The organism is Salinicoccus roseus (assembly GCF_003814515.1).
Classification (GTDB): domain Bacteria; phylum Bacillota; class Bacilli; order Staphylococcales; family Salinicoccaceae; genus Salinicoccus; species Salinicoccus roseus.
In genome coordinates, this window is record NZ_RKQJ01000003.1 from 175769 (window position 1) to 201282 (window position 25514).

Annotated in this window: 24 protein-coding genes and 1 pseudogene; 2 read left to right on the forward strand and 23 right to left on the reverse strand. The window is 41.0% G+C overall.

The window, feature by feature from the left end:
• Window positions 1-489: 489 nt before the first annotated feature.
• The 4 genes from EDC33_RS10075 to EDC33_RS10090 form a co-directional block, all read right to left on the reverse strand.
• Window positions 490-1806, reverse strand: coding sequence for an APC family permease (locus EDC33_RS10075; RefSeq protein WP_124011073.1), 1317 nt, complete (start codon window positions 1804-1806; stop codon window positions 490-492).
• A 139-nt stretch (window positions 1807-1945) separates the two neighbouring features.
• Entirely contained in the window at window positions 1946-2617 is a 672-nt protein-coding gene (locus EDC33_RS10080) for a response regulator transcription factor (protein WP_124011074.1), read from the reverse strand.
• Window positions 2595-3998, reverse strand: a complete 1404-nt coding sequence (locus EDC33_RS10085; protein WP_124011075.1) for a sensor histidine kinase — start codon at window positions 3996-3998, stop codon at window positions 2595-2597. The genes EDC33_RS10080 and EDC33_RS10085 overlap by 23 nt, the downstream gene beginning before the upstream one ends.
• Window positions 3999-4073: 75 nt before the next feature.
• Window positions 4074-4985 carry a F510_1955 family glycosylhydrolase gene (locus EDC33_RS10090; RefSeq protein ID WP_124011076.1) on the reverse strand — a complete coding sequence of 304 codons (912 nt, stop codon included), beginning with the start codon at window positions 4983-4985 and terminating at the stop codon, window positions 4074-4076.
• A 544-nt stretch (window positions 4986-5529) separates the two neighbouring features.
• Between EDC33_RS10090 and EDC33_RS10095 the strand changes: the two genes are divergently transcribed.
• Complete coding sequence (locus EDC33_RS10095) at window positions 5530-6099, forward strand: YdhK family protein (protein WP_229716752.1); 570 nt, start codon at window positions 5530-5532, stop codon at window positions 6097-6099.
• Window positions 6100-6327: 228 nt separating this feature from the next.
• Here EDC33_RS10095 and EDC33_RS10100 read toward each other — a convergent pair whose 3' ends face one another.
• From EDC33_RS10100 to EDC33_RS10140, 10 genes are all read right to left on the reverse strand, one after another.
• Window positions 6328-8268, reverse strand: coding sequence for a copper-translocating P-type ATPase (locus EDC33_RS10100; protein WP_249036090.1), 1941 nt, complete (start codon window positions 8266-8268; stop codon window positions 6328-6330).
• On the reverse strand, window positions 8262-8411 hold the full coding sequence (locus EDC33_RS12820; protein WP_249036091.1) for a hypothetical protein: 150 nt from the start codon (window positions 8409-8411) through the stop codon (window positions 8262-8264). Before EDC33_RS12820 ends, EDC33_RS10100 begins: the two co-directional genes overlap by 7 nt.
• Before the next feature lie 61 nt (window positions 8412-8472).
• Window positions 8473-8784: a redoxin domain-containing protein gene (locus tag EDC33_RS10105; RefSeq protein ID WP_229716751.1), complete on the reverse strand. Its 312-nt coding sequence runs from the start codon at window positions 8782-8784 to the stop codon at window positions 8473-8475.
• A 509-nt stretch (window positions 8785-9293) separates the two neighbouring features.
• The gene (locus tag EDC33_RS10110; protein ID WP_092987815.1) at window positions 9294-9914 is read right to left on the reverse strand and encodes a CadD family cadmium resistance transporter; all 621 of its coding nucleotides are present in this window, start codon (window positions 9912-9914) and stop codon (window positions 9294-9296) included.
• Complete coding sequence (locus EDC33_RS10115; protein WP_170156402.1) at window positions 9911-12379, reverse strand: heavy metal translocating P-type ATPase; 2469 nt, start codon at window positions 12377-12379, stop codon at window positions 9911-9913. The genes EDC33_RS10110 and EDC33_RS10115 overlap by 4 nt, the downstream gene beginning before the upstream one ends.
• Complete coding sequence (locus EDC33_RS10120) at window positions 12372-12740, reverse strand: ArsR/SmtB family transcription factor (RefSeq protein WP_046791362.1); 369 nt, start codon at window positions 12738-12740, stop codon at window positions 12372-12374. Before EDC33_RS10120 ends, EDC33_RS10115 begins: the two co-directional genes overlap by 8 nt.
• A gap of 629 nt (window positions 12741-13369) precedes the next feature.
• Window positions 13370-14803 carry a multicopper oxidase family protein gene (locus tag EDC33_RS10125; protein ID WP_124011079.1) on the reverse strand — a complete coding sequence of 478 codons (1434 nt, stop codon included), beginning with the start codon at window positions 14801-14803 and terminating at the stop codon, window positions 13370-13372.
• Window positions 14804-14907: 104 nt separating this feature from the next.
• Window positions 14908-15189 (reverse strand): hypothetical protein, encoded by a 282-nt coding sequence (locus tag EDC33_RS10130; protein WP_124011080.1) that lies wholly within the window; start codon window positions 15187-15189, stop codon window positions 14908-14910.
• Between the two features lie 192 nt (window positions 15190-15381).
• Window positions 15382-15615: a heavy-metal-associated domain-containing protein gene (locus EDC33_RS10135; protein ID WP_124011081.1), complete on the reverse strand. Its 234-nt coding sequence runs from the start codon at window positions 15613-15615 to the stop codon at window positions 15382-15384.
• Window positions 15616-15762: 147 nt separating this feature from the next.
• Complete coding sequence (locus tag EDC33_RS10140) at window positions 15763-17646, reverse strand: heavy metal translocating P-type ATPase (protein WP_124011082.1); 1884 nt, start codon at window positions 17644-17646, stop codon at window positions 15763-15765.
• A 523-nt stretch (window positions 17647-18169) separates the two neighbouring features.
• On the opposite strand from EDC33_RS10140, the gene EDC33_RS10145 reads away from it, so the two are divergent.
• A complete protein-coding gene (locus EDC33_RS10145; protein ID WP_124011083.1) occupies window positions 18170-19339 on the forward strand; it encodes a serine hydrolase domain-containing protein in 1170 nt (389 codons plus the stop codon).
• Window positions 19340-19456: 117 nt separating this feature from the next.
• On the opposite strand, the pseudogene EDC33_RS10150 reads toward EDC33_RS10145, so the two are convergent.
• The 9 genes and pseudogenes from EDC33_RS10150 to EDC33_RS10190 form a co-directional block, all read right to left on the reverse strand.
• Window positions 19457-20322, reverse strand: a pseudogene (locus EDC33_RS10150) (HAD family hydrolase); the annotation flags it as partial.
• Window positions 20310-20597 carry a helix-turn-helix domain-containing protein gene (locus EDC33_RS12885; protein ID WP_271397734.1) on the reverse strand — a complete coding sequence of 96 codons (288 nt, stop codon included), beginning with the start codon at window positions 20595-20597 and terminating at the stop codon, window positions 20310-20312. The pseudogene EDC33_RS10150 and the gene EDC33_RS12885, both read right to left, overlap by 13 nt.
• 50 nt (window positions 20598-20647) lie before the next feature.
• The gene (locus EDC33_RS10160; protein WP_124011085.1) at window positions 20648-20986 is read right to left on the reverse strand and encodes a Crp/Fnr family transcriptional regulator; all 339 of its coding nucleotides are present in this window, start codon (window positions 20984-20986) and stop codon (window positions 20648-20650) included.
• A 300-nt stretch (window positions 20987-21286) separates the two neighbouring features.
• Window positions 21287-21850, reverse strand: a complete 564-nt coding sequence (locus EDC33_RS10165; protein WP_124011086.1) for a Dps family protein — start codon at window positions 21848-21850, stop codon at window positions 21287-21289.
• 80 nt (window positions 21851-21930) lie between these two features.
• The gene (locus EDC33_RS10170) at window positions 21931-22164 is read right to left on the reverse strand and encodes a heavy-metal-associated domain-containing protein (RefSeq protein WP_124011087.1); all 234 of its coding nucleotides are present in this window, start codon (window positions 22162-22164) and stop codon (window positions 21931-21933) included.
• A 614-nt stretch (window positions 22165-22778) separates the two neighbouring features.
• A complete protein-coding gene (locus EDC33_RS10175) occupies window positions 22779-23531 on the reverse strand; it encodes a class I SAM-dependent methyltransferase (protein ID WP_124011088.1) in 753 nt (250 codons plus the stop codon).
• Window positions 23532-23557: 26 nt separating this feature from the next.
• A complete protein-coding gene (locus tag EDC33_RS10180; protein WP_124011089.1) occupies window positions 23558-24403 on the reverse strand; it encodes a DUF2268 domain-containing putative Zn-dependent protease in 846 nt (281 codons plus the stop codon).
• 75 nt (window positions 24404-24478) lie between these two features.
• Entirely contained in the window at window positions 24479-24967 is a 489-nt protein-coding gene (locus EDC33_RS10185; RefSeq protein WP_124011090.1) for a GNAT family N-acetyltransferase, read from the reverse strand.
• A 42-nt stretch (window positions 24968-25009) separates the two neighbouring features.
• Window positions 25010-25471: a GNAT family N-acetyltransferase gene (locus EDC33_RS10190; protein WP_124011091.1), complete on the reverse strand. Its 462-nt coding sequence runs from the start codon at window positions 25469-25471 to the stop codon at window positions 25010-25012.
• Window positions 25472-25514 lie beyond the last annotated feature (43 nt).

The window sequence follows — 25514 nt, forward strand, 5'->3', positions numbered from 1 at the left end:
GATTGTCAGCGGCGCTTAAGCGATTCAGCAGAGATTCCAGCTTGTCCAGATACTCTTTATAGAGCTGTACTTGATCAACTGTTATAGGGGCGCCTTCGATAGATCCTTCGATTGCCTCCAGCTCAGATTGGATAGCGTCCGTTTTCTTCTCAACCTTATCCAGTCTCTTTTCAACCTTTGCTTCCCCCTGTGCTTGTCCATTGGCTTGGGGAGCTGCGTTGATGGAATCTGCCGAAACTTGTCCTGCTGAGAAACTGATTCCAGTAACGGTTGCGAGTGTGACGACTATTTTTGTAAATCTGTTATTCATTTTACATTCCTCCCTGGTATTTTTTCTAAGAGATATTTACCTTAAATGATATGAGCGATCCAATGCCTTCTAATCATTTTAAATTCTATTGATTCACCTTTCTGAAAAAGCATCACCCCTTTGCAACCATGACCTTCCCCTCTTTGAAATTCAGGTTAATAATATTTTTTAAAAATGCTTTAATGCGCATGCCCTTCTTCCCCATCATTACGGTGTTTAAGAAATACATACTCCCCTATGAAGATGATGATAATGAAAATGATGGAGACGACAACAATCAGCCAGTCATTCATCAGTTTGACCCACATAAAAGCTGCCAGTACAATTCCATCAAGTATGAATGCGGTCATGACAATGACTGGATTTGCATCCATCTTATCCCTCAGATGTTTAAATACACCCCAATGCACAATCATATCCATCACAAGATACAATATGGCCCCGACTGAGGCGATACGACTGAGGTCGAAAATGACGGCCAGTACCATCGCAAGTACAATTGTGTATACCAGCGTATGCTTTTGAATCCGTCCTGGCATGCCAAAGTGCTTATGTGGAATCAGCTTCATATCTGTCAGCATGGCAAGCATGCGTGACACCGCAAAGACACTGGCAATAATACCGGATACTGTTGCGATGATCGCAATGCCGACGGTAAACCATACAGCGTAGTTTCCAAATGCTGGCCTTGCGGCTTCTGCAAGCGAGTAGTCTCTGGCTGCAATGATTTCGTTTAACGGCAGATTGCTGGATACCGCCCATGCAACCAGCAGATACACAAAAAGACTGATGGAAATGGATGCGACAATCGCCCGGCCGATATTCTTATGGGGTTTAACGATTTCAGAGCCACTGTTAGTGATCGTCGTAAACCCTTTGAACGATAGGATGGTGAGTGCCACAGCTGCAATCATGCTGGTAATAGTTGCGTCTTCCGTACTTCCACTGCCCTCTGCGGGTGTAATGGAAAAACCGGCGACCCATAACCCGCCCATCGCAAAGACGACAAGTCCAATTATTTTAAGCAGGGACACAATCGAAGTAAACGTCTGAATGAAACTGTTGCCAGAAATATTAACCAGGAATGCAAAGAGCAAAAGACCAACAGCGAGCACAGGCACCAGGTAGCTGGTTGCATCCATATTGAAAATCTGTAATGTATAGGTGCCGAAAGTACGGGCCACCAGACTCTGGTTGATGACCATGGATACGGCCATCAGCATCGCTGCAGAAGCAGTGACGGTACCCTGACCATACGCTTTTGCCAAAAACATGCCGATGCCCCCTGCAGAGGGGTATTCATTGCTCATCTTGACGTAGGAATAGGCACTGAATCCAGTTACGATACCCCCGACGACAAACATGATCGGGAACCACATGCCGGCAAGCGCGGCAACCTGACCCAGCAATGCAAATATGCCGGCACTGATCATCACGCCTGTCCCAAGACCGATCGCACCCGTCAGAGATAAGCTGTCTTTTTTATATTCGTTCATTAGCATCACCTCAGAAATAATGGCCTCTAAGTATATGCCCATGATTTATGCAGTTAGTGTGCAGTTTTTAAAATATTACAAACTAATTTAGTAATGCACCCAAAAACCATACTTTTAAGCAATCGATAATATACAAACCTCACTTTTTAATCCACTTGTAGCCCACGCCCCATACTGTGTGAAAATAATCATCGATGGGAAACCCCACTTCCCTGATTTTTTCCCGCATGTTTCTAACATGCGAATCCACAGTCCGGCCTTCAGTTTCCGAATGCATTCCCCACACCAGATCGATCAGTTGATCCCTGGAATATACCCGCCCCGGGTTCTGTATGAGCAATCCAATCAATGAGAATTCCTTGGGGGTCAACTTGATATACTGATTCTTATAGGACAGTTCGAATCGATCCTTGTCCCATAGCAGTCCATCCACCTCAACATGGTTGCCAGGTTTCGCTCTCCTTAATAATGCATCCATCCGTGCAATGAGTTCTTTTTCATTGAAGGGTTTTGTTATATAGTCATCCGCCCCCAATCTGAGGCCTTTGACGATATCCGTCTTCTGCTCCCGTGCAGTCACCATGATGATGGGCACATCCGAATGCTGACGGATTTCTCTGCATACGTCCCACCCATCCATGTCAGGCATCATGATATCGAGCAGTACAATATCGAATCTTTCTTCTTCGATGTATTGGAGCACTTCTTTCGCCCCCAGCGCTTTTCTGCAGTCGTATTGGTAGGGTTCCAGATACAACGCCAGCAATTCCAGCATCCTCTCTTCATCATCAATCAACAATGCCTTTTTCATACGCATCCTCCTTCGGCAAAGATATGTTGAAAACCGTTCCTTCACCTAGTTCACTTTCGACTTCCATCCTGCCGTTGTGGAGTTCCACAATCTCTTTGGCGATTGTCAGCCCAAGACCGGATCCTCCCTTGGAACGGGACCTGGATTTTTCTGCACGATAGAGCCGCTCAAATATATACGGCATATCTTCTTCGGCAATGCCATCCCCCGTATCCGAAATAACCGTTAAGACCTCATGTTTAGTTTGAACCACTTCCAATCTGACATGATTTCCGCGCGGAGTGTATTTTATGGCGTTATCGAGTATGTTCAACAGCACCTGTTGGATTCTTTCCGGGTCAATGGAAATGACCACATTACTTGGACAGGAATATGAAAATTCTATCTCTCTTTCTTCAATTGCTGGATAAATCCGTTCCACGATCTTTTGAATTAGCGCATCAAATTCCACTTTTTCTTTTTTTATGGCAAATTCATTCTGGTCTATTTTGGCCAGTTCAAACAATGTTTTTATCAGTCCGGCCAGATGTTCTGTCTCCTCCTGGATGATCTTTGTATATCTGGTTCGATCTTCCTCGGATGTGGTCTCCCGATTGATGATATCTGTATATCCTTTCAAATAGGTCAGTGGTGTACGGAGTTCATGGGAGACATTCGACAGGAATTCATTTCTTTCATTTTTCAAACGCTTCAAATCTTTTGATAAGCGTGTGATAGCAGTTGCCAACTCTCCGAGTTCGTCTTTTCGACTGGTGGATAGTTCCACTTCATGGTTGCCTCTGCTCAACGCTTCTGTGGCCTTCTTCATTCTGACCAATGGCTGTGTAATGACTTTTGAAAGCACAATCACCGTGATGATGGTTAAAATGACAGTGACCAATCCGATGAATAAAAATTGCCGAGTGAGACTGCTGATGATTTCTTTGATATGGTTGCTGTCGACAAACATGAATACATGCCCACTATGTGTACCCTCCATGATAATCGGGCTGTCTGTCGCCACATATTTTTCATCCGCCCAATCCGACTCCAGTATGACGCCTTCATCTGGCACTTGGTCGTTATCTGTATGCTCGATTACCGCTGCCATTTTCGGCTCCATTGGGTTGGAGCTGGTAACCACTTCTCCATTCCGGTCTGTAATGACGACAATAAAATCAGATTCGGATTCCATGATGGCGACATGATTCAAGGTTGATGAGGTGTAATTTTCTTCCAATACATCCCGATGGGTGTTCCCACGGGCCAGCAAATCTCCCATCACTTCGTCGACACGATCATTGACCAGGTTTGTATATAATATGGAGAATAATATGATTTCAACAGTAATAACTACTACAAAAAATAACAACCCGATCTTCAAAGATAATTGATTTAGCATCACAGCCCCCTCTCTTCGACAATAATACTTCGAGTGCCTAACAACAGAGTGAAAAGATGACCTCAAAACTTACGCTTACCTGGTTTGACCCTCATCTAAAACTTTCTCCCATGCAGTTGACCCGGCATCAGAGACATATACATCGCCGTTTACGGTATAGATGGCCAGTTCTTTTTCATTCTGTCGGTTTCGGGCAATATATGCAATGCCATCATTTTTTAATTCCGGTGTATCAATGATGGCTTCTTCGTCATTTTTAACATTTCTTCTGTGGAGTTCAATATTTTCGTTATTTATCGCATAATATAAGTCGTCCCCATAGAAATATACGGTCGTTCCTACCTGGCTTGAATCTGTTAATGCTTTAAACTGATTTCCACCATCCTCTGACAAATAGATGCCGGTGGAAGTCGCTGCTGCGACAAAGTTGGAATCTGACGGATGGATTGCCAATGATAATACACCCCCCTGAAGGCCCTCCGCATCTGCTTGCTCCCAATTTTCTCCATCATCATTACTTTTATAAAATCCTTGGCCCAGCGCTGAATTCGGTTGAGGATTCAACAGAAAAATATCATGGCTGTCGTATCCTACCGCCATGGCATGGTAATCCGTTTCTCCCTCGAATTGGATATGTTCAAGTGTCCTGCCGCCATCAAAACTACGTTGAATACCAAAAGGGTTGGGAATATCGGAATCTCCACCTGGATGCCCGGAAGTATAAAACCCTTCATCTACAGCATTGAATCCCATATAATCATTGTAGTTCCTGGTGGTTTCATGCCATCCCCCGTCACGAAATATTTTCAAGCCGCCATGGGTCGCCAGATATAATCCATCATTCCCACCAGCATACCCCATTCCATGCACATGTTCTATTTCGCCGTTAAAGGCTTCTTCGAATTCACTTGCTCCGTCGCTACTGCATCCCGCTAGAAATATCGCTGATACTATCATTGCATTAATCACTAACTTCCTTGATACCATAGTCGTTTCCTCCCACCTCTATTTACTAATTAACTCGGAAGCCCTCAACCATTTTATTATTTAAATATCGATTTTTAGTGCAGACTCTAATAAGGATATGACATGTTGTATCTAAGTTATAAAACTCTACATTGAAAATCTAAACATATATTTATAAATATTAATCTCTGATATTTTCCAATTACATCCACTTTTCATTGAATCTGCACTTAAACTGCATATTCTAAGGGTATGGTTTTGGTATCTCAAAAAATTGGAGGCTAGGTAGATGAGACAATTTCAAAGAATTTCTTTATCAGGTGCAATGATTTTCGCATTAGCGTTGGGGCTTAGTCCAGGAGCAGCAAACGCAGGTAGTACAGATACTGCCGCCCATGAAGATGGAAGTTATTACTACTACGAAGTCGATGCACATGGAAACAAGACGCAATACATTGATGGTTTGACTGAAAAAGAATTGGAAGATGAATTGGGCTACCCTTATAACGGAGCACGTAGCCACTACTACTATGAAGTCAATGAAGATGGAGAAAAGACGAAATACATCAATGGTCTGACAAAGGAAGAGCTGAAAGAAAGACTGCACCATTATAATATGCAGTCCGAATCCCATTCTGAGGACCACATGAATATGCAGTCTGAGCCACATTCCGGTGGACATATGAACCATTCCGCTGGGGAAATGTCGAGTTCTGGTGAAGTGCCTGAAGATTTGAAAGAAGCAGAAAATCCTACATACGAAGTAGGGAGCCAAGCAATTATTGAAGCCGATCACATGCGAGGTATGTATGGCGCTGAAGCCACCATCTCCGGAGCCTTTGATACAACGGTTTATTCCGTATCGTATACACCAACAAATGGTGGAGAACCAGTAGAAGATCATAAATGGGTCATCCACGAAGAATTGGAAAATCCGGGTGAAGCCCCCTTAGAACCAGGGGATGAGGAAGTAATGAATGCCACGCATATGGAAGGTATGGAAGGTGCCACTGCTACGATTGATTCAGCTGAACAGACAACAGTTTACATGGTAGACTTTGTCACAACAGATACTGGAGAAGAAGTACAAAATCATAAATGGGTAATTGAAAGCGAATTGGCGCCTGTTGAATAACTCTAAATATTTTCAACGATGAATAAAGAGTCTATCCAAAACGGATAGACTCTTTATTATTGGCCATATGTTATTAATCCAATATACCAAAATGTTAAAAACAAGTAAGAGAATTTATAAAATTAAGAAGGAAGTCGAAATTGCAATCGCCTTCCTTCCATAATATATTGCATAATTTTCACTTCTTATAAAAAATATTATCTCTATAATACTTCAAATAAGTTTACTTTAATCCATTTCGAATCGATGTAGCAATTGCGCATTGATTGCTACGATGATGGTGCTTAAGCTCATCAGTATTGCACCGACAGCCGGGCTGAGTACAATGCCCCAAGGCGCCAGAACGCCTGCAGCCAATGGGATGGCAAAAATGTTGTAGCCGGTTGCCCATATCAAGTTCTGAACCAGTTTATTAAAGGTCCGTTTGGAAAGGCTGAATATGGCCAGTATATCTTTCGGATTGCTGTCCACAAGAACGATATCTGCACTATCCATAGCGATATCTGTCCCTGCCCCTACCGCAATGCCAACATCTGCTTTCGTCAAGGCCGGCGCATCATTAATACCGTCCCCGGTCATTGCAACCACTAAACCACGCTTTTGAATTTCCGTCACTTTCTCTGCCTTCTGATCCGGCAGAACTTCTGCATAGACTTCATCAATCCCGATTTGTTCTGCAACGTAATTCGCCACTTTCCGGTTGTCTCCAGTGAGCATGATGGCCTTGATATTTCGCTTGTGCAATTGTTCAACCGTCTGTTTTGAGCTCTCTTTGATTTTATCTGCCAATGCGATGGCGCCTGACAGTTCTTCATCAATGATCAGGAACACAACCGTCTTACCCTGTTCGGACCATTTGTTGAAATTCTGATCGTCAAAGCTGATACCTTGTTCACTGATATACCCGGGACTTACAACTTTGATATTCCTGTTATCAATTGTCCCTTCAATTCCCACGCCAGTAATAGAATTGAAATGTGTCATTTCATGCAGTTTCAGTTTCCTTTTCTTTGCTTCATTGATTATTCCCGTAGCAATGGGATGCTCAGAGTCATTCTCTACTGTCGCTGCATAGCTTAGTATCTTATTTTCGTCCATATCACTGAAAGTTTGCACGTCTGTTACTCCAAATTTACCTTCAGTTAACGTACCAGTTTTATCGAAAATTACCGCATCAATATTCCGGGCCCGTTCGAACTGAGGACGTTTGCGAATCAACAGACCATGCTTCGCAGATAAAGCAGTAGAAACAGAGATGACCAGGGGCGCTGCGAGACCTAAAGCATGCGGGCAGGTGATAACCATGACGGTCACTGTTCTTTGTATGGCCGTATCTACAGTGGCTCCGATACTTATCCAAACAATAAAGGTGATAATACCAGCAGCCAAAGCGATATAAAACAGCCATTTGGCCGCCTGATTCGTGATGTCCTGCGTTTTGGATTTTGTCTTCTGGGATTCTTTGACCATTTCGATGACCTGGTTCAAGTAGGACTCATCCATCAGTTTTTCTACTTCTATTGTAAGTGAGCCTTCCCTATTGATCGATCCACCGATGACCTCGTCATTAACAGATTTGGTTACGGGAACGGACTCACCTGTCAGCATGGATTCATCGATTTGGGATTTTCCTTTAACGATCTTTCCATCCAATGGCATCTTTTCTCCCGGTTTGACCAAGAGCAGATCCCCTGCTTTGATAGCATCAACCTGCACTTCTTCCGTCTCACCATTCTCAGCAATACGATTTGCTGTGTTCGGCATCAGGGATGCAAGTGACTCCAGAGCTTTGGATGCATTATTGATCGATCGCATTTCAATCCAGTGGCCCAGAAGCATGATCAGTACCAGGGTTGCCAGTTCCCAGAAAAGCTGCTCCCCGTTAAACCCAAATACGACAGCTAGGCTGTAGAAGAATGCGATGGAGATGGCCATGGCAATCAGTGTCATCATCCCGGGTTCTCTGTTTTTCAGTTCATCAAAAGCACCCTTGAGGAAAGGCCAGCCGCCATAGAAATAAACGAATGTGGACAGGGCAGCTAGGATATAGATATCCCCTGTAAAGCGCCAGTCGACGCCCATAAAATCCTGAATCATTGGAGACAGGAGAAGGATCGGAATGGTGAATATTAAAACAACAAAAAACTTATTCCGGAATTCCGTCACCATATGTCCGTGATGGTCATGTGCACCGTGGCCATGATTATCGTGCTCATGTGCCTCATGAGACCCATTGTGACTTTCGTGGTCATGATGGTCGTGATGGGTATGCTCTTCCTGGCCATGATGATTGTGACTTTCATTCTGGCCATGATGCGACTCTTTTTTGTGATGATCCATTCTATCACTCCCTAGTGTTGTATCTTACTTGCATTATACCCCTAGTGGGTATAATTCGCAACTACTGGATAAGAACTGATTAATCTGCTGCTCATCCTCAGAAACATTTACTGCAATGATTTCATAGTCTTCATGTCCTTCATTATAAATTCGGTTCATATCAGGCATTTCTTCACGACACGGCTTACACCAAGTCCCCCAGAAATTCAAAATAACACCTTTTTCTGAATTGATATCCGATAATTGTATTGAATCACCATTTAACGTCTCCAATTGAAAATCAATTGATTCATCGCCTACTTGTAAGGCTTTTGTATCAGAAGTTAAGTTGAACCATAAGGTCACACCTAACAAAATAATGACACTCAGTATAATACTGATTCTTAGAATCTTCCTTGTTTTTTCTTCATACTCTTACACCTCCAGTAGCAATTACTTTCATCTTGCACCTCATACATAGTTAATTTTGAAAGATAATTTTCAAACAAACTTACTATTCTATTAGAATAAGAAATCATTCGTACACTAGTCTTATTACCAATTTTAGCTATTAAAAAATTCCCCTCTAATTATTTAGCTTAAATCAAATTTTTAAAGAAACTGTGCATTTTATTAGTATTTAATGTGACATTTCAAATTATGAATAAATTTAAATTCAACACTAAAATAAGCCAGATAAATTTGCTTATGAAAATCGGATGTTTTGAGTAGGCCCTAAACATACATATAGTATGTATTGATTTGACTGTATGTGACTTTTGACTTTATTTCGCACTTATTTAAGTGATATTTTGCACTAAAATTAAGCCGATATCTCACATTAAAAGAGAGATATCGGCTTATAAAATTTTCTATTAAAATAGGAATGAGAACAGAGCGTTGAATGTGCCATTTTCAAATAGGATATAAATTCCTAATCCTATAAAGACGATTGGAACGATCCAACGTTCATATTTTTCGATTTTATCTGAAACAAAATTCAAGGAAGCCAATCGATAGCTGATTAGACATAGAACACCAACCATGATCATGAAAACAATGATGGCAATAACGATTTCCATCATATTTAAAGTTGTAAAGTATGGTATATAGATAGAAAAATCATCCGCACTGGAAGCCAGTACAATGAAAGTGACCGTTATAAATAATTGATTAAATCTGCCTGAAGAGAAAAGGGAGAGAATGTTATCTTCATCTTCGTCCTCTTCCCCTTTGATCCATATTTTGATACCCAGGTAAAGTGGCAGCAATCCAAGCAGGCCGATCATCCATTGTTGAGGAATAAAATTGGCTACTCCCAATGCGACCAGAAGACTTGCGCCTATAATAATGACTGTCCCTATATATTGTCCAACCCAAATATGTTTTATTTGATTACTCTTTTCGATTTGCGAAAACAGAAGAATCAATATAACGAGGTAGTCGATTCCTGTCGCTACATAAACGGCAGCAGCTGTAAATGCCGTTACAATCATAGTTCCAACTCCAATTTTTCAGCATCAGTACTTTTAATTATCTGGGAAGAACCCAAGCTTAATTCATCTTCCTTCACACGCATAAGCCTCAAACCATTCATGGCCACCACTAAAGTGGCACCCATGTCCGAGAGAATCGCAATCCATAGTGTCAGCCATCCTGGGATGACCAACAATAGAGCAATCAGTTTGATTCCAATGGCAAAAGCGATATTCGCTTTGATGATGTTCAATGTTTTGCGGCTGAGCTTGATGGTAAAAGGCAGTTTCTTCAGGTCATCGCCCATTAAGGCGACATCTGCTGTTTCAAGAGCGGTATCTGTACCGGCGCCACCCATAGCGATACCCACGGTGGAAGCTGCCAATGCTGGCGCATCATTGACCCCATCACCGACCATGCCTACATGACGATAATCAGTTTTTAGTTGCTTGATTACGTCTAGTTTATCCTGCGGGAGTAATTCAGATTGAATATCTGTGACACCGACATGTGAACCAATCGCACTGGCGGTACTATGATTATCCCCCGTAAGCATGACTGTTTTTTCGATGCCTGCCTGATGCAGCTTCTGGATTACCGCTTTACTTGATTCGCGGACTTCATCCGCGACTGCAATAATTGCCTGAACTGTATTTTTCGTTCCTGCAACCATAACGGTCTTACCTTGTTCTTGAAGTGTTTTGACATCACTTTTAATTGCATCATTGAAATTAGTTGCCTGTATCTCTTCAAATAATGCCGGACTGCCAACATAATACATTTCATTATTGATTTTACCCCGTATCCCTTTGCCTGTAATGGAAGAAAAGTCTTCGACAAAGATATCAGAATAAGGAAGGTTATAACTGTCTGCCTTCTTTATAATAGCGGATGCCAATGGATGCTGGGAACGATCTTCCAATGCTGTGATGACTGCCAGCATTTCCTTTTCATCAACTGCATTGTCGATTAAACGATAATCGGTTACAACCGGGACGCCTTTTGTGAGTGTGCCGGTCTTATCAAATGCAATGGCTTTTAATCCACCCATTTCTTCGAGGTAAACCCCCCCTTTTATAAGGATTCCCTTCTTGGCAGCATTTCCGATTGCTGAAACAATCGCTATCGGCGTGGAAATCACCAATGCGCATGGACAACCTACAACGAGGACCGCTAACCCCTGGTATACCCAAGTAGACCAACTGGCACCGAAAAATAACGGCGGTACAATCGCAACCAGCACTGCGACACCCATAATGATGGGTGTATAATATTTTGCAAATTTATCAACGAATGCCTGGGCAGGAGCACGCTCACCTTGTGCTTCTTCCACCAGATGAATGATTTTGGCAATGGTCGTATCTTCAACCAATTTAGTGATTTTAACTTCCAGTAAGCCTTCTTCGTTCAGTGTCCCTGCAAATACTTCATCATCGAGCGATTTTTCAACCGGCACTGATTCACCTGTGATTGCTGCCTGGTTGATTACAGAGTAACCATTGACAATTACGCCGTCCATAGCAATTTTCTGTCCAGGCTTAACAATCATGATATCGCCCACAGCAATATCATTGACGTGCACTGTCATTTCCTGTCCGTTGCGTCTGACAAGTGCCTCTTTAGGAGCAATATCCATCAATGAACTGATGGATTGCCTTGCTCGATCCATCGAGAAACGCTCCAACGCTTCGCTGATGGCAAACAAGATGACAACAATGGCGACCTCGGCCCATTCTCCGATGATGACACCGCCAATCACTGCGACTGTCATCAGGGTTCGCATATCAAATTCAAACCGGACTAAATTCTGGAGACCCGTTTTCAGCATTGAAGCCCCTCCGACAATCATGGAAGTGATGAATAGCAGCGGTGTAAGAATATTGTCATCACCATTCACCAACATTGAAATGAAGCCAAAAGCGATAAATAGTAGCGAATAGAGCAGAGTGCTGTGCTTTTTATAAAATGGAATGGTTACTTCCTTTTCTTTTTTGTCTTGTCCACTTTCTTCCCGGGATTTCTCAGGCACCACTTTGAGATTTTCAAATGCTCCTGCTTCTTCCAGTTCCTCAACCGTTGCAGAACCATATACAGAAATTTTTGATGCGCCAAAATTCACCTTCGCATCTTGAACTTCAGGCAGTTTCTTCACATTGTTCTCAAATGTGCCAGCACAATTTGCACAGGAAAATCCCTGAACACGGTAAACATTTTTTTCTTTATTAACTTCTGGTTGCGCTTGACGACTAGACTTTTCAGGCACCACTTTGAGATTTTCAAATGCTCCTGCTTCTTCCAGTTCCTCAACCGTTGCAGAACCATATACAGAAATTTTTGATGCGCCAAAATTCACCTTCGCATCTTGAACTTCAGGTAGTTTCTTCACATTGCGCTCAAATTTCCCTGCACAATTCGCACAAGAAAACCCCTGGATGCGATAGACGTTTTTCTCTTCCTTAGTGAGTTCTGCAATGCTATCAGACATTGGTCATCACTTCTTTTCTATGTGTTAATGCAATCACCATTATCTGTTTGATATGTTGATCTTCCAGTGAATAGAAAGCGAGTTTGCCCTCTTTTCTAAAAGTGACCACCCCTTGCTTATAAAGGGTCCGCAGATGGTGGGATGCATTGGCTACAGTGATACCGAGGATATTTGCGATATCACAGACACATAATTCTTCATCCTGACACAGGGCATAGGTGATTTTTGCTCTGTTTACATCGGCAATGGATTTCAGCATCTCCGAAACACCAAAAATATCAACGGTTTGTAAATCTTCTTGTATTCGATTGACCTTCTCTTCGTCATAACAAAAAATATCACAAGTATCTTTTTTATTCATAATCCACCTCTTCATTCAAATTTTCACTTGAATACAGTATAATCATCTTCAGTTTATTATTCAAGCTAATATTTGAATAAGAATAATGAATACGTATAAATTTTTCTCAACAAAACGGAATTTTTTGAAATAAATAAATGAAAAAATTCTGATATTGTAAATGAACTTTATGTTGTGTTGTTTATGAAAATAGGGTAGGCCCTAAACATACATATATTATGTATTGATTTGACTGCATTTTGTCATTTTTAATGATATCTTGCACTGATTTAGGAGCTAACTTGCACTATAGTTAAAAAAACAACTTCTCTTTTCCTGAAGACAGTCGAGTTTTAAAGTTGGTTACGCAAAATAACATCGAAAGCGACACATACTTCGCTAAATATTAAATACACAATAATTAGGATGAAGTTCATTAAAGAGGAGCCCTTTGCCGATTACACCTGCGTTTTATCAGATATCCCCAATTAATCATAAAGACATTAATATTTTAAAATTTAAAAATGTCCATTACCTCTAAATATAGAGATAATGGACACAGTCTATAATGACTGATTAACATTTATAAAATAAGTGATGCTTCTGGGATTTTCGATAGACACCCTATTAATACATAGTAATTTTTACTTTTAATCAATTTCTAAATGACCCATCATGCCATGTTCTTCATGCTCTAATATATGGCAATGATACATGAACTTACCCGGTTTGGTAAATTTCAATAAAATATGAGCCGTTTCACCTGGGTTAACCAGCACTGTATCTTTCCAACCTTGTTCATTTCTGGGCGGTATCTTACCATCCCGATCTAAAATTCTAAATTGCACACCATGAACATGGTAAGGATGAATTAAATTTTCCATTTCATCCTTGGCGTTGACAATTTCCCAGACTTGATATTCACCCAGAGGCTGAGTAGTGTCAATTCTATCAGGGTCATATTTCCTGCCATTGATGGATACACGATAATCTGTTCCGGCCATCAACATCAATTTCTTTGGATACTTAGCGACCTCATGTGGTTGAATAACTGGAAGCATCTCTGTGCGAAGGGACATGTTCGGATTAAAATCGGCATTGTTTTTATTCTCTCCGCGTCTGATTGTTAAACCGGTCACTCCGTTAACAAATAATTTAACTTCTTCTTCCTTATAACCTTCCAAGTCAATAATGATTTCAGCACGTTCACCTGCAGACAAAAATAAATGCTTGAGTTCAATTGGATAATTTAACAAGCCACCGTCTGTGGCGATTTGATAAAATGTAGTGTGGTTTTGTAATGAAAACTCAAAATTTGTTACGTTCGAACCATTAAGCAGACGCATTCGCAAGTAGCGCCCGTCAGCATCAAAGGTGGCGTTTGCTGTACCGTTCAGCAACAATGTGTCGCCTCCCGTACCATCAATACTTTTTATGTCGTCGTAATCCAACTTGTACCCGTCAACCAGGAAACGATCTTGTACGACAACCGGAATATCATCCACCCCATACTCATGAGGGAGGTGTTTTTTCAATCGCTCGGTATTTTCATCTTCCACTATAATCATCCCACCTAAGCCTTCATACACCTGCTTTGAAGTCAAACCGTGCGGATGGGGGTGATACCATAATGTTGCTGCTTCATTATCAACATTAAAGTCAATTGTTTTTGTTTCATCAGGTTCAATAGTCATTTGTGGTCCGCCATCTGAAGCTTCGTCAACAATGAGACCATGCCAATGATAGGTGGTCACTTCATCCATATCATTGCCGGTATGAATCTTGACCTGTTGATTTTTTTTAAGCTTTATCGTCGGCCCTAACAAATCTCCATTATAACCCCGAGACGGCGTTTTTCGTCCGGGGATGATTTCTGTTTCTCCGCTCCGGGCTCTGATTTCATATTCTATTTGGCCGTCTGTCTGGCTGGTTGGTTCGAGTAAAGAAGGGATATTCAAGGGACGTGATTCGATGTCATTTTCAATGATTTTAACTTCATCATCACTGCGGAATATTGTATCTAACGATGAGGGCTGGTAACTCATATCCAACTTTTTAAAATGATTGTCTGAATTAATCAGCATTCAATCTCTCCTTACATATTTTAAATTACATGAAAATTTTATGCTTTTATATAGTACCACCTCACATCATATTTTGATGCGGGGCGGTTAAAAGATATCTTATATTATTCTAGTTCTATTTTTTTGCTGCTTTTGCCCTTACTTTTACGAGCTTGAACTGATTCTTCCGTCGGGTAGGATACCTCCATTGTTAATATATTCGCTTTAAAAATATGAATCATGGTGGTTATATCACCGTCCACTTTTTCCAGGCCGCAAATGTTTTCATTTTCAACGACTTTAATACTGTTCAAAGCACTCTGAGGCGTCTTTCCTTCAATATTTTCAAAAATCACTTTTGTGCCATCAACCAGATTGTAAGTGAAAGTGTATTTGTTCATTTTCATATCTCTCCTTCTCATAATCTCGACTATATTCACTCATAATAGTCTCTCCAAAATATATTTATCTTAAACTTAATTATAGTGTACCGGCTTTGGTTAAAGTTAAGCTCTTACCTATCTATTGATTCATAATAAAAGATTCCAGACAATCGATTGAATGTCCGGAATCAGTTAAAATGGAAATAATTAATTTGATCAAGCAGCTTTTACTTTTGATTTGGTGACCGGGTAACCCAGGTTTTCAATCGCATTTTCTATATTTTCAATTGTTGTGACTGCTTCATCAAAATCCGCTTTGACTTTACTTGCGTTGAACATGACTTTGACGCTGTCTTTTTCCACACCGTCCAAACCTTTTACAGCATTATCAATCTTCTGGAGACATGATGGACATGATAAGGTTTCTAATTGAATGGTTGCTTTTTGCATAATGTATCTCTCCTATTTATAATTTTTATCCGTTTTCTTTCTACAATTCAAGTATACGACTTTTTGCCGTTAAAAGAATTGATGTAAATCAATTTTTGATTGCTGATTTAAATTTTTTTGTTTTCTCTGGTAAAGCACTTTGTTTCATTATCTTTCTGCTGCATTTGCCCTGGCACCTTTGCCTCTTGGACGGTAAATCATCAATCTCATGGCGTTGAATATGACGACAAGGATACTCAATTCATGTACCAGCATGCCAATCGTCATGTTCATCCAGTCACTGAACAGCAAGGCGGCCAACAAGATCAGTACCACGCCAACCGCAATGGTGATGTTCTGCTTCATATTTCTCGCTGTCGATTTTGTCAGACCCAAGGCATGAGTCAATCGGCTGAAGTCAGAGTTCACCAGGACGACATCCGAGGTTTCTATCGCAACATCTGTGCCGGTGCCCATGGCAATACCGATATCGGCCAGAGCCAAGGACGGACTGTCGTTTACGCCGTCTCCGACAAATGCCACTATTTGCCCTTCTGATTGTAATTTTTCAAGATGAGCGGACTTGTCTTCCGGCAACATATGGCCGTAGGCTTCTGTCAATCCAAGTTCGCTGGCAACGGCATCCACAGTGCCCTGGTTATCGCCTGAAAGTACAACGAGGTTTTTAACACCAAGCTTTTTCAGGTTTTGCAAGTCCGCTTTAACACCCGGTCGAATTTGATCCCGAATCCCCATCAATACCTGCAACACACCATCCACTGCAGTCAGTACAAGGGAGTTCCCGTTTTCCTCAAAACGTTTCAGATCTTGTCTGACCGTTTCATTCAACTCAATATTTTCTTTTTCCATCAAAGCGACATTTCCTACTGCGACACGGTGACCAGCGACTTTAGCGATGATGCCGCCGCCTTTGACAACTTCCGTTTCATCTACATCAGAGAAGTTCGTTGGTCCAATATCCTGCAGCACGGCTTTTGCCAGAGGGTGATCTGATTCCCGCTCTACACTGGCCAGATATCCAAGCACTTCATCCATGTCATCTCCGTAAAACTCCTTTTCTGCAACTTCAGGGTTTCCAATGGTCAATGTACCTGTCTTATCAAAAAGGATTGTATCCACTTTACTAAAATCGTTGATGACTTCGCTGCCTTTTAAAAGCACGCCGTTACGGGCACCATTCCCAATACCGGCAACGTTGGAGACAGGGACCCCGATCACTAAGGCGCCTGGACAGCCCAGTACCAGAACTGTAATCGCCAGTTCAACATTATTGGTGAACAACCAGACGATGACACCCAGTACCAGGACCGCCGGTGTATAGTATTTGGAGAATCGGTCGATAAAGCGTTCTGCTTCCGACTTGGAATCTTGTGCTTCTTCCACCAATTCGATAATCTTACCGAATGTTGTATCTTCCCCGACACGGTCAGCTTCGATTTGAATCGTCCCGTTTTCCAAAATTGTACCTGCGAATACTTCTGATCCGTTCATTTTACTCACTGGAATAGATTCACCAGTGATACTTGCTTCATTGATATGGCCTTCACCAGTTAAAACAGTGCCATCGACGGGTATTTTCGCACCAGTTTTTACTAATAAAACATCACCTTCATCTACATCATCAACGTCCACTTCTTCGAATTCACCAGCCGCGTTTTGTTTCAAAGCACTTTCCGGCGCCATTTCCGTTAGTTCTTTGATGGCCGATCGTGTCCGTTTGAGTGTACGCTGTTCTAAATAAGAACCAAATAAGAATAAGAATGTAACGATTGCGGATTCTTCATAGTTTTGAATCAGCAAAGCACCGACAACGGCAATTGTGACCAATACGTCAATACTGATAACCTTTACTTTTAATGCCTGATAAGCTTGAATTGCGATCGGTGTGATTCCAATGACAGTTGCAATGATGAGTGACAAATCGAAGACGAACATGTTACCCATACCAAATCGACCATAGAATCCAAGTATGATCAAGGTTGCACTAATCAACGTAATCAGGTTTTTCATATCTAATATAGCCCTCTGCATGATACTTCCTCCATCTCTCTATATTTTCTTGTTGGTTAAAGTATAAAGTTTTAGCCTCGTATAAAAATTGACTGAGGTCAAGATTATAAAATTTCGATGTGGACACACTCTGATTAGTCTGTAATAATTTCTACGGCATCATAATATGGCAATTCTATATATCATGCAAGAAACCATAATCCACACTTAAGTTTGTTAAGGTAGATATATTGTTAAGTTTGCTTTGTTGGTTGAATTAATATATGTAATGGACAGTTTGAGTGTAGTTGAATCGTCTTATGAAATCTCATAGACTTCTTTTGCTTTGCAAAACACCCTAAAGTTAAAATTGAGTTCAACTTTAGAGGGGCAATTCATTAAAAGTTGCCTCATTACATGGTTTCCTCTTTTAATACTGAATAAAAAATAGTGGATTTGGAGAAATGCACAACAGTTTTTTTATATTTGAGATGTGGGATTATTAATAGAGGGTATGGATTAAGTAAGGCATTTTCATCATTATTGAATCAGAAGGGGAATGGTAATGAGTACATACAGACATGCAAAAGAGAAAATCGGCACTATAGATAATATTTACAACGGGGACATGTTCCCGGATCTTGCCATCAACACATTCCGTAATATTGAACGGCTTTTTCCGACACGCACAATTCTCGCTTCAACCAGACCGGAGCCTTTTGAGCAGTCGAGGGAGTCTCTTCAGCCTTTCCAATCGAGGATCAAAGACACGACAACTGATAAAACGGAGCAGAATTATGATCTATATGATTATGTGGCTTTGAATTCGGTGACGGGGATCGTGGTGCTGAAAGAGGGGAGACTCGTTTATGAAAACTATTTTCACGGCAACAGCCCCGACACGCGCTGGATGTCGATGTCGGTCGCAAAGGCGATTACTTCAACACTGGTGGGGGCGGCGATCCAAGACGGTTACATAGAGAGCCTTGACGATCCGACGGTGAAATATGTACCGGAATTGAAGAGCAGTGCTTATGAAAACACCACGGTCCGTCATATTTTGGGCATGAACTCAGGCGTGGAGTGGGATGAGGCTTACACCAATCCCGGCTCGGACCGCCGTGCTTTTTTAAAAGCCCAGCTCTCCCGGAACCCGGGCGCCCTGCTTGAAGTGATGGCTGATCTTCCAAGCGCAGGAGAACCCGGTCATGTCCATAACTATTCTACGGGGGAGACGACAGTGGCCAGTGAAATCGTCATCGGTGCAACATGTAAAAGTTTGTCCGATTACTTATATGAAAAGATTTGGGAACCATACGGCATGGAAAGCAAAGCGGCATGGTGGCTGGATTCCCCGGACGGCAATGAAATCGGCGGCAGCGGTTTTTCCGCTGTTTTGAGGGATTATGCACGCTTCGGCCAGTTCTTCCTTGAGGGTGGAAAAGCGGGCGGTAAGCAAATTTTACCCGAAGGATGGACAGAAATGGCCGGTCAGCCGACGACTCTGGAAAACGGGGAGACGGTCGATTATGGTTTGATGTGGTGGCCCGCATGGACGCAGAAGTCCAAAGAGAACAAGGCCTTTCAGGCAGTCGGCATCCATGGACAGGTCATCCATATCGACCCGGAAGAAGACGTGGTCATAGCCATTTCCTCCGCCCGTCCGAAGCCCATGGGCACGCAGCCGATTGACGATATGCTGTTCCTTGAGGATCTGATTGATAATATAAAATGAAGGAACCCTGGAGATTTCTCCAAAGTTTCATGTTCTCCGACTGTTATACGTATTTATCAAGATTCGTAAATTTCAAGTTTAAGTTAAGAATTACAACCCCTAATTTGCTGGTTAATACTAGTTCAATCTCAATGTCATGGCGTTCAGTGCAACAACGACCGTGCTGATCGACATCAGTATTGCACCGACAGCAGGAGATAGGATAAGCCCGGCTGAAGCGAGTACGCCTGTTGCAAGTGGGACCGCGATTATATTATATCCTGTCCCGAGTCACAAGTTCTGTACTGTCTTACTCATCGTCTTCTCTGCCTGCCTGTTGTCCCCTGTCAGCATGACAGGTTCGATGCCTCGGTCGATCAGATTTCTCACCATGCCTTTGGAACTTGATTTGATCTGGTCGCCCTGTGCAACGATGCTGCTGTTTTCACCGTCTATGACCAGGAAACTGACCGATTTCCCCTGCCCTGCAAGGGATTCAAACTGTTCCTTACCATAATCCATATCATTATCTTCAAAATAAGAAACACTTGTTATTTTCATGTCTTTACCCGCAATTGTGGCTTCCAGTCCGATGCCCGGTATGTTGTTGACATCTTCGGCGTGCGGGATATTGATATCTTTTTCTGCTGCTTTGTCCAAAATATCCAATGTCGGCGGGTGACTCGAACTTTTTCCCATTGCTGCCATGAATCCGAGTACTTCCTCATCAGAATAGGCATCATTGAAGCTTTCAAAATGATTCACTGCAAAGTTGCCTTCTGTGAGCATGCCGGTCTTATCCATCATGACCACATCCAACTGATTGGCAGTTTCCAGAGATTCACGGTTTTTCACAATCAAACCGTTGCTCGCGCCGATGGATGTCGACCGTGCCGTGACGAGGGGATGGCAAGCCCGAGCGCATGAGGACATGCGATGACCAACACCGTCACCAGCCTTTCAAGTGCAAAGTCCACGTTGTTTGAAATCGTCATCCATACAACTTCAGCTCATCCAGATCGACAATCATCTTGCCGGATTTGCTGATTTCCAGTATGCCGAGTTTCCTGAACATGGAGATGTTGCGGCTGACGGTTTCGCGGGCGAGACCAATCATGTTCGCCATCTCATGCTTGGTGAACTTCAACGTGATTTCACGCCGGCCATCACCAAGTACAAGCCCATGGGCATATGCAAGTCGGCGGATCAGCAGGAGGACTTGCTTGTCCGTCGGTTTTAAAATCTTCTCCTGTAGCCAGTACTGGAGGTCGATGATCATTTCTCCTATATAATTGAGCAGTTTGACCGCGATATTTGGATTTTTCCGGATCACACCTTCAAAGTCCCTTTATCTATGAAAACTACTTCGGAATTTTCAGTTGACAATGCGTTTGCCAAATAGGGGTCACTCCTCAATATCGCATGGTGCGGAAACATCTCATTTTTGGCGAGGAAGTTGATGATCTGCTCACGGTCTTCTTCATCAATGAGATATATTTTCATGTTGCCTTTGACCACGAAATAGACATTGGTCATTCCCTCCCCCATATGAAATAGATGGGTGTCTTTTTCTATATTTTTATGATAAGCAATTTCAGCGATAGCAGAAATCTCTTCTTTGTTCAAAGCTTCAAAAACCTTCATGGATGACAGGTATTCTACAAACAACGATCTCGCCTCCCTTCAATATTTGATGATGACATTCTGGTCCACGGAAAAACCCTGCAAAGTGATAGATCACATTCTGCAGGACTCGATAAAAATATGATAAAACTGAACGTCAATTCAAATTCAATACCTCATTACCTCCGTGGATTCGATTATAAGTGGTTTCATCCGTGGTGACTTCATCAATCAGGCGTTTCATCTCAAATTTCTTCAGTTCATTCAAAAGCAGCCTAGCCAAAAAAACGATTTGTTTTTTTTGGCTAGGCTAAATTACAAATATTTAATGTGCGCAAGGCAGGTTTATTCTTCGTCATCATCCACTTCAAAATCATCGTCATCTTCCAATGCTTCTTTGCCAAGATAGGCTTGCAGCATCCAAATATTTTCATACAAATACTTTTTGAAAGCAATCAGTGTATCTTCTAGCACATCATCGCCTTCTTCTCGTGCCAAATGGATAGCACGAATGGTTAAGCCACGGGTGCTTCTGAAATCTTCAATCACATTTTCAATCATTTCTTCTGCTTCCAAATACTTGTGGGCCGGGTCTTCTAAAAGCATGGAATATTCCTCTAATTCAGCAGTAGTCGAAGCTGGTTTATGGCCGGAAGCAATCAATCGTTCCGCGATTTTATCGAACCACTCTTCATTTACGTTGTACAGTTCTTTCAATTTGCCATGGAGACTGAAGAAATGCGGTCCCTTCACATACCAATGATATTGATGTAACTTTACATGCATCGTGTGGATGTTCCCTAAAATGTGATCTGCAATGGCTGCTGCGTTGATTTTTGTATGGTGGACATGCTCTTTATGCTCTTGCTCCTCTTTCAATCTTTCTTGCGGTGTTTTATCTCGTGTCATTTCTGTTCCTCCTATCGTTTTTACTATTTGCTTACACTATTGCTAAATAAACTGTGGAAGTAATTTCATTTTATTGTAAATTAGACAGCTTTTACTTTTGATTTGGTGACCGGGTACCCCAGGTTTTCAATCGCATTTTCTATATTTTCAATCGGCGTGACTGATTCATCAAAATTTACTTTGACTTTACTTGCGTTGAACATGACTTTGACGCTGTCTTTTTCCACACCGTCCAAACCTTTTACAGCGTTATCAATCTTCTGGAGACATGATGGACATGATAAAGTTTCTAATTGAATGGTTGCTTTTTGCATAATATATCTCTCCTACATAAATTTTATGCGTTTCCTTCTCTACAATTCAAATATATTACTTTTTGCCGTTAAAAGAATTGATGTAAATCAATTTTTGATTGCTGATTTAAAATTTTTTATTTTCTCTGATAAAGCGCTTTGTTTCATTATCTTTCTGCTGCATTGGCACCTCTGCCTCTTAGACGGTAAATCATCAACCTCATGGCATTGAATGCCATCTCCATAAATGTTTTCTCCTTTTAAGATCATCTGGCTGTAAAAAATAATCAGAATGAGGAGGAGGATGATATATTATCCGATTCGAGTCGTAGCGAGGCGTGCGATTTTGATGGTAATGCTTAGGTTGTCGTAATGGTAATATTAGAGCACCGTATACACCTTGCTTAGTATTTATTTTAGATTTATGAACAATCATATTCAATTAAGTACAGCATATTGTGGTTCACAAAAGTACACTTTCACGGACACTTTTCATTTATAACTAGAAAAATAATCTTCGGTCAAACAATTTTTAAATGTGTTTTTCTTTTTTAAATTTTTGATTGATTAGATTAGACCCTATAAATAGTAGAAGGACCTTCCGATTGTTATATCAGAAGGTCCTTTACTCCGTCTTATTTCTTTTTTAACTTGATGCGGTAGGATAAGCATTCATCCAATGCTGTTATTTTTTGATAAACGCCTTTTTCAAAGTCCATCGCACCTGAAGGATAATAAGCAGTTATATGTAATCCTGCTTTTTCGCAAAGGGCATAGATTTGCCCAGGTGAGTAACACGCAAGGGATTGTGTAATCGAATCATTTTCTTGGCCACTTTCCCACCAAGTATCCGTCATTCTATTTTCATCTTCATCATAATCATACTTTCGTACAATATCTTTCGTGCCAAAGGGGTACATCTCTTTCCCTGCAACTTTTTGCCAGTATAGCGGTTGATAAATATCTATTAAGGCATATCCATCATCACTCAGCCAATTGTAAATCCGTTGCAGTAAAAAGAACTGATCATCGTCATTTCCAACACCAAATCCATCAAGATACAAAATTAAATCGAAGTCTCCATTTAACTTTACTGTATAAAAGTCGTCACATATCACTTGAACATTTGGATGGGCATGCTTTTTCGCATATTCACAGATCTCTTCCACCAATTCAACAGTGACTATATCTTTATTCTGACGAGCTAGTCCATTGGCTATCTCGCCACGCCCTGCCCCTAATTCCAAAACTTTAGTGAAAGGCCGCCCTACTTGTTCCAGGAGCAGGAGGACTTCTTCTTCAAAGAAGGAACTGTCTGGATAATTGAATTTAGATGTCATCATTTCAAATTGTCTCTTATAATAAGCATTTTCCCAGTTTGATTGCATCATCTTTGCCACCTTGTATTTTTCATTCACAGCAAGCGTTTCATCTCGGTATATTTATATAAAATATCCTTGGTTTTACTTCTCGTTAATTCCTTCAAGCTATATCCTGCTTCCAAAAGCGGGATAATATAATGAACGCCAATGAAGTAACCCACTTTTGGATATTTGTTGCCTTCGTTATACATAAAATATTTTTCATGGAGTTTTGGAGACAATGGTTCATTGAAATCTCTTTCCAGTTCTTCTTGTAAGGTTGAAAAATCATCTCTTAAACGGTTAAATTCTTCATCGTTAACGAAAAGGCCCTCTCTAATGTTCGCTTCATTCAGTTCCAATCCACTCATAACTAAAGGGGCGAGTGTCGCCAACCCTTCAGCTATAGCAAGCTGCCCCACCGTCATACCCATTTCTTCATTTACTTCTTCTATACTGTTGAATCTGACAAGATGGTTGAATTCATGTTGGATCAGCATTTCGATATCTGAATTCCTTAGGCGTTCTAGTCCTAAGTAGAGAAAGGGAATCTCACTTGGAAGAGCAGTACCATCTACTTGTCCCAATCCCACTAATAAATAGGCATCATAGTGTGCTTCGAAATTATAGTAATCTGCAGTTTCTTTTATTATTTCCTTGAGTTCTTCAATAGTATACATCTGGAGGGCAGTTCTAGCCTCTTCGCTTAAAGTTTCTAAATCACTATCTCTAACCATTTTTTTAATAGACTCCACATCCATCATGTATAATGTCTTAAATATCGTACTGAAAGGTCTACGGTAAAAAGTATAGTATTCCATCCATGCATCAACATTACCTTTTACTTCAATATTGCTCAAAGCATGATTAAATTTTTCTAAACCGACTTGCAGTCTCATATATACCACCTGTCTTACAAAAGATTGATGCAATTACCAATGGCGCTTTTGTTCTTGATGTTTCATAGCTTAGCCCTACAGTCTAATCTCCATCATTAATTGTGTGCCATATTCCGTTACCTCTTCGTCTATTGTTTCAAAACCTTGCTTTTTCCACATTCTAACAGCCGGTTCGTTTTCTTTAATAACACTGAGCCGAATCTTCCGCATGTCTTTTTCTTTAGCATAAGCAACAGCGTGATTATATACTTGCTGACCAATACCCTGCTTCCTATAATTTTGATCAATGACCAAGTATCCTATCATACAGGTGTGGCTTTCAGGATAATTGAATAGGATGTCCAGAAAGCCAATAAGATTCTCCTCTCTATAGACGCCATATACTTCTTTATTTTTTATATCCATGACGGGAGGCACATCCAATAGGAATTCTTTTTCAACTTCATCAAAGGATGGGGCTACCTCCATATAATCCCTGAAATGATCTGTATTGCCCATGATGAAGTTATAGAAGGGATTAAATTCCTTCTCCTTATCAAATAATTTTAATTTAAACGGTATCATTCAACTTCCCCCAATATAATTATGTAATTTGGACCGATAATTTTATAAATAACCTCTCATACATATGACTTTCCCCTTATGTTCTTCATTTATCTTTTCCAACCCATTTTTTTGGTAGGACTTTATTGCACGTCTATTTGTTGGAGAGACTCTAAGGTGATATTCTTCTAAGACATTGTTCTTAAAATAACTCAATGCGTATGTATGCCTCTCTTCAGCACACCCTTTTTCTCGATGTGATTTTGCTAAATAGTATAGGTTGGTGTATCCAACCACTCTATTTTTGTATCTCTTGATTGTCAGTTCAATTTGTCTGATATATTCATTTTCTTTCTTAAGAAGTAAGAAGCCATTAGAAAATTCTTGTACCTTTTCCTCTAGCCACAATACATTTTCTTCCTCATTAAAATCTTTTGAATGACGGAAGCTTTCTTTGAATGAATCCTTCCGGAACCTAATCACTATGCCCTTATGAAAATTCAGGTTAATATTAACAAATTCCATTTAATCACTCGATTTTACCCTTAGTTCGTAAAAGCGACCAAAG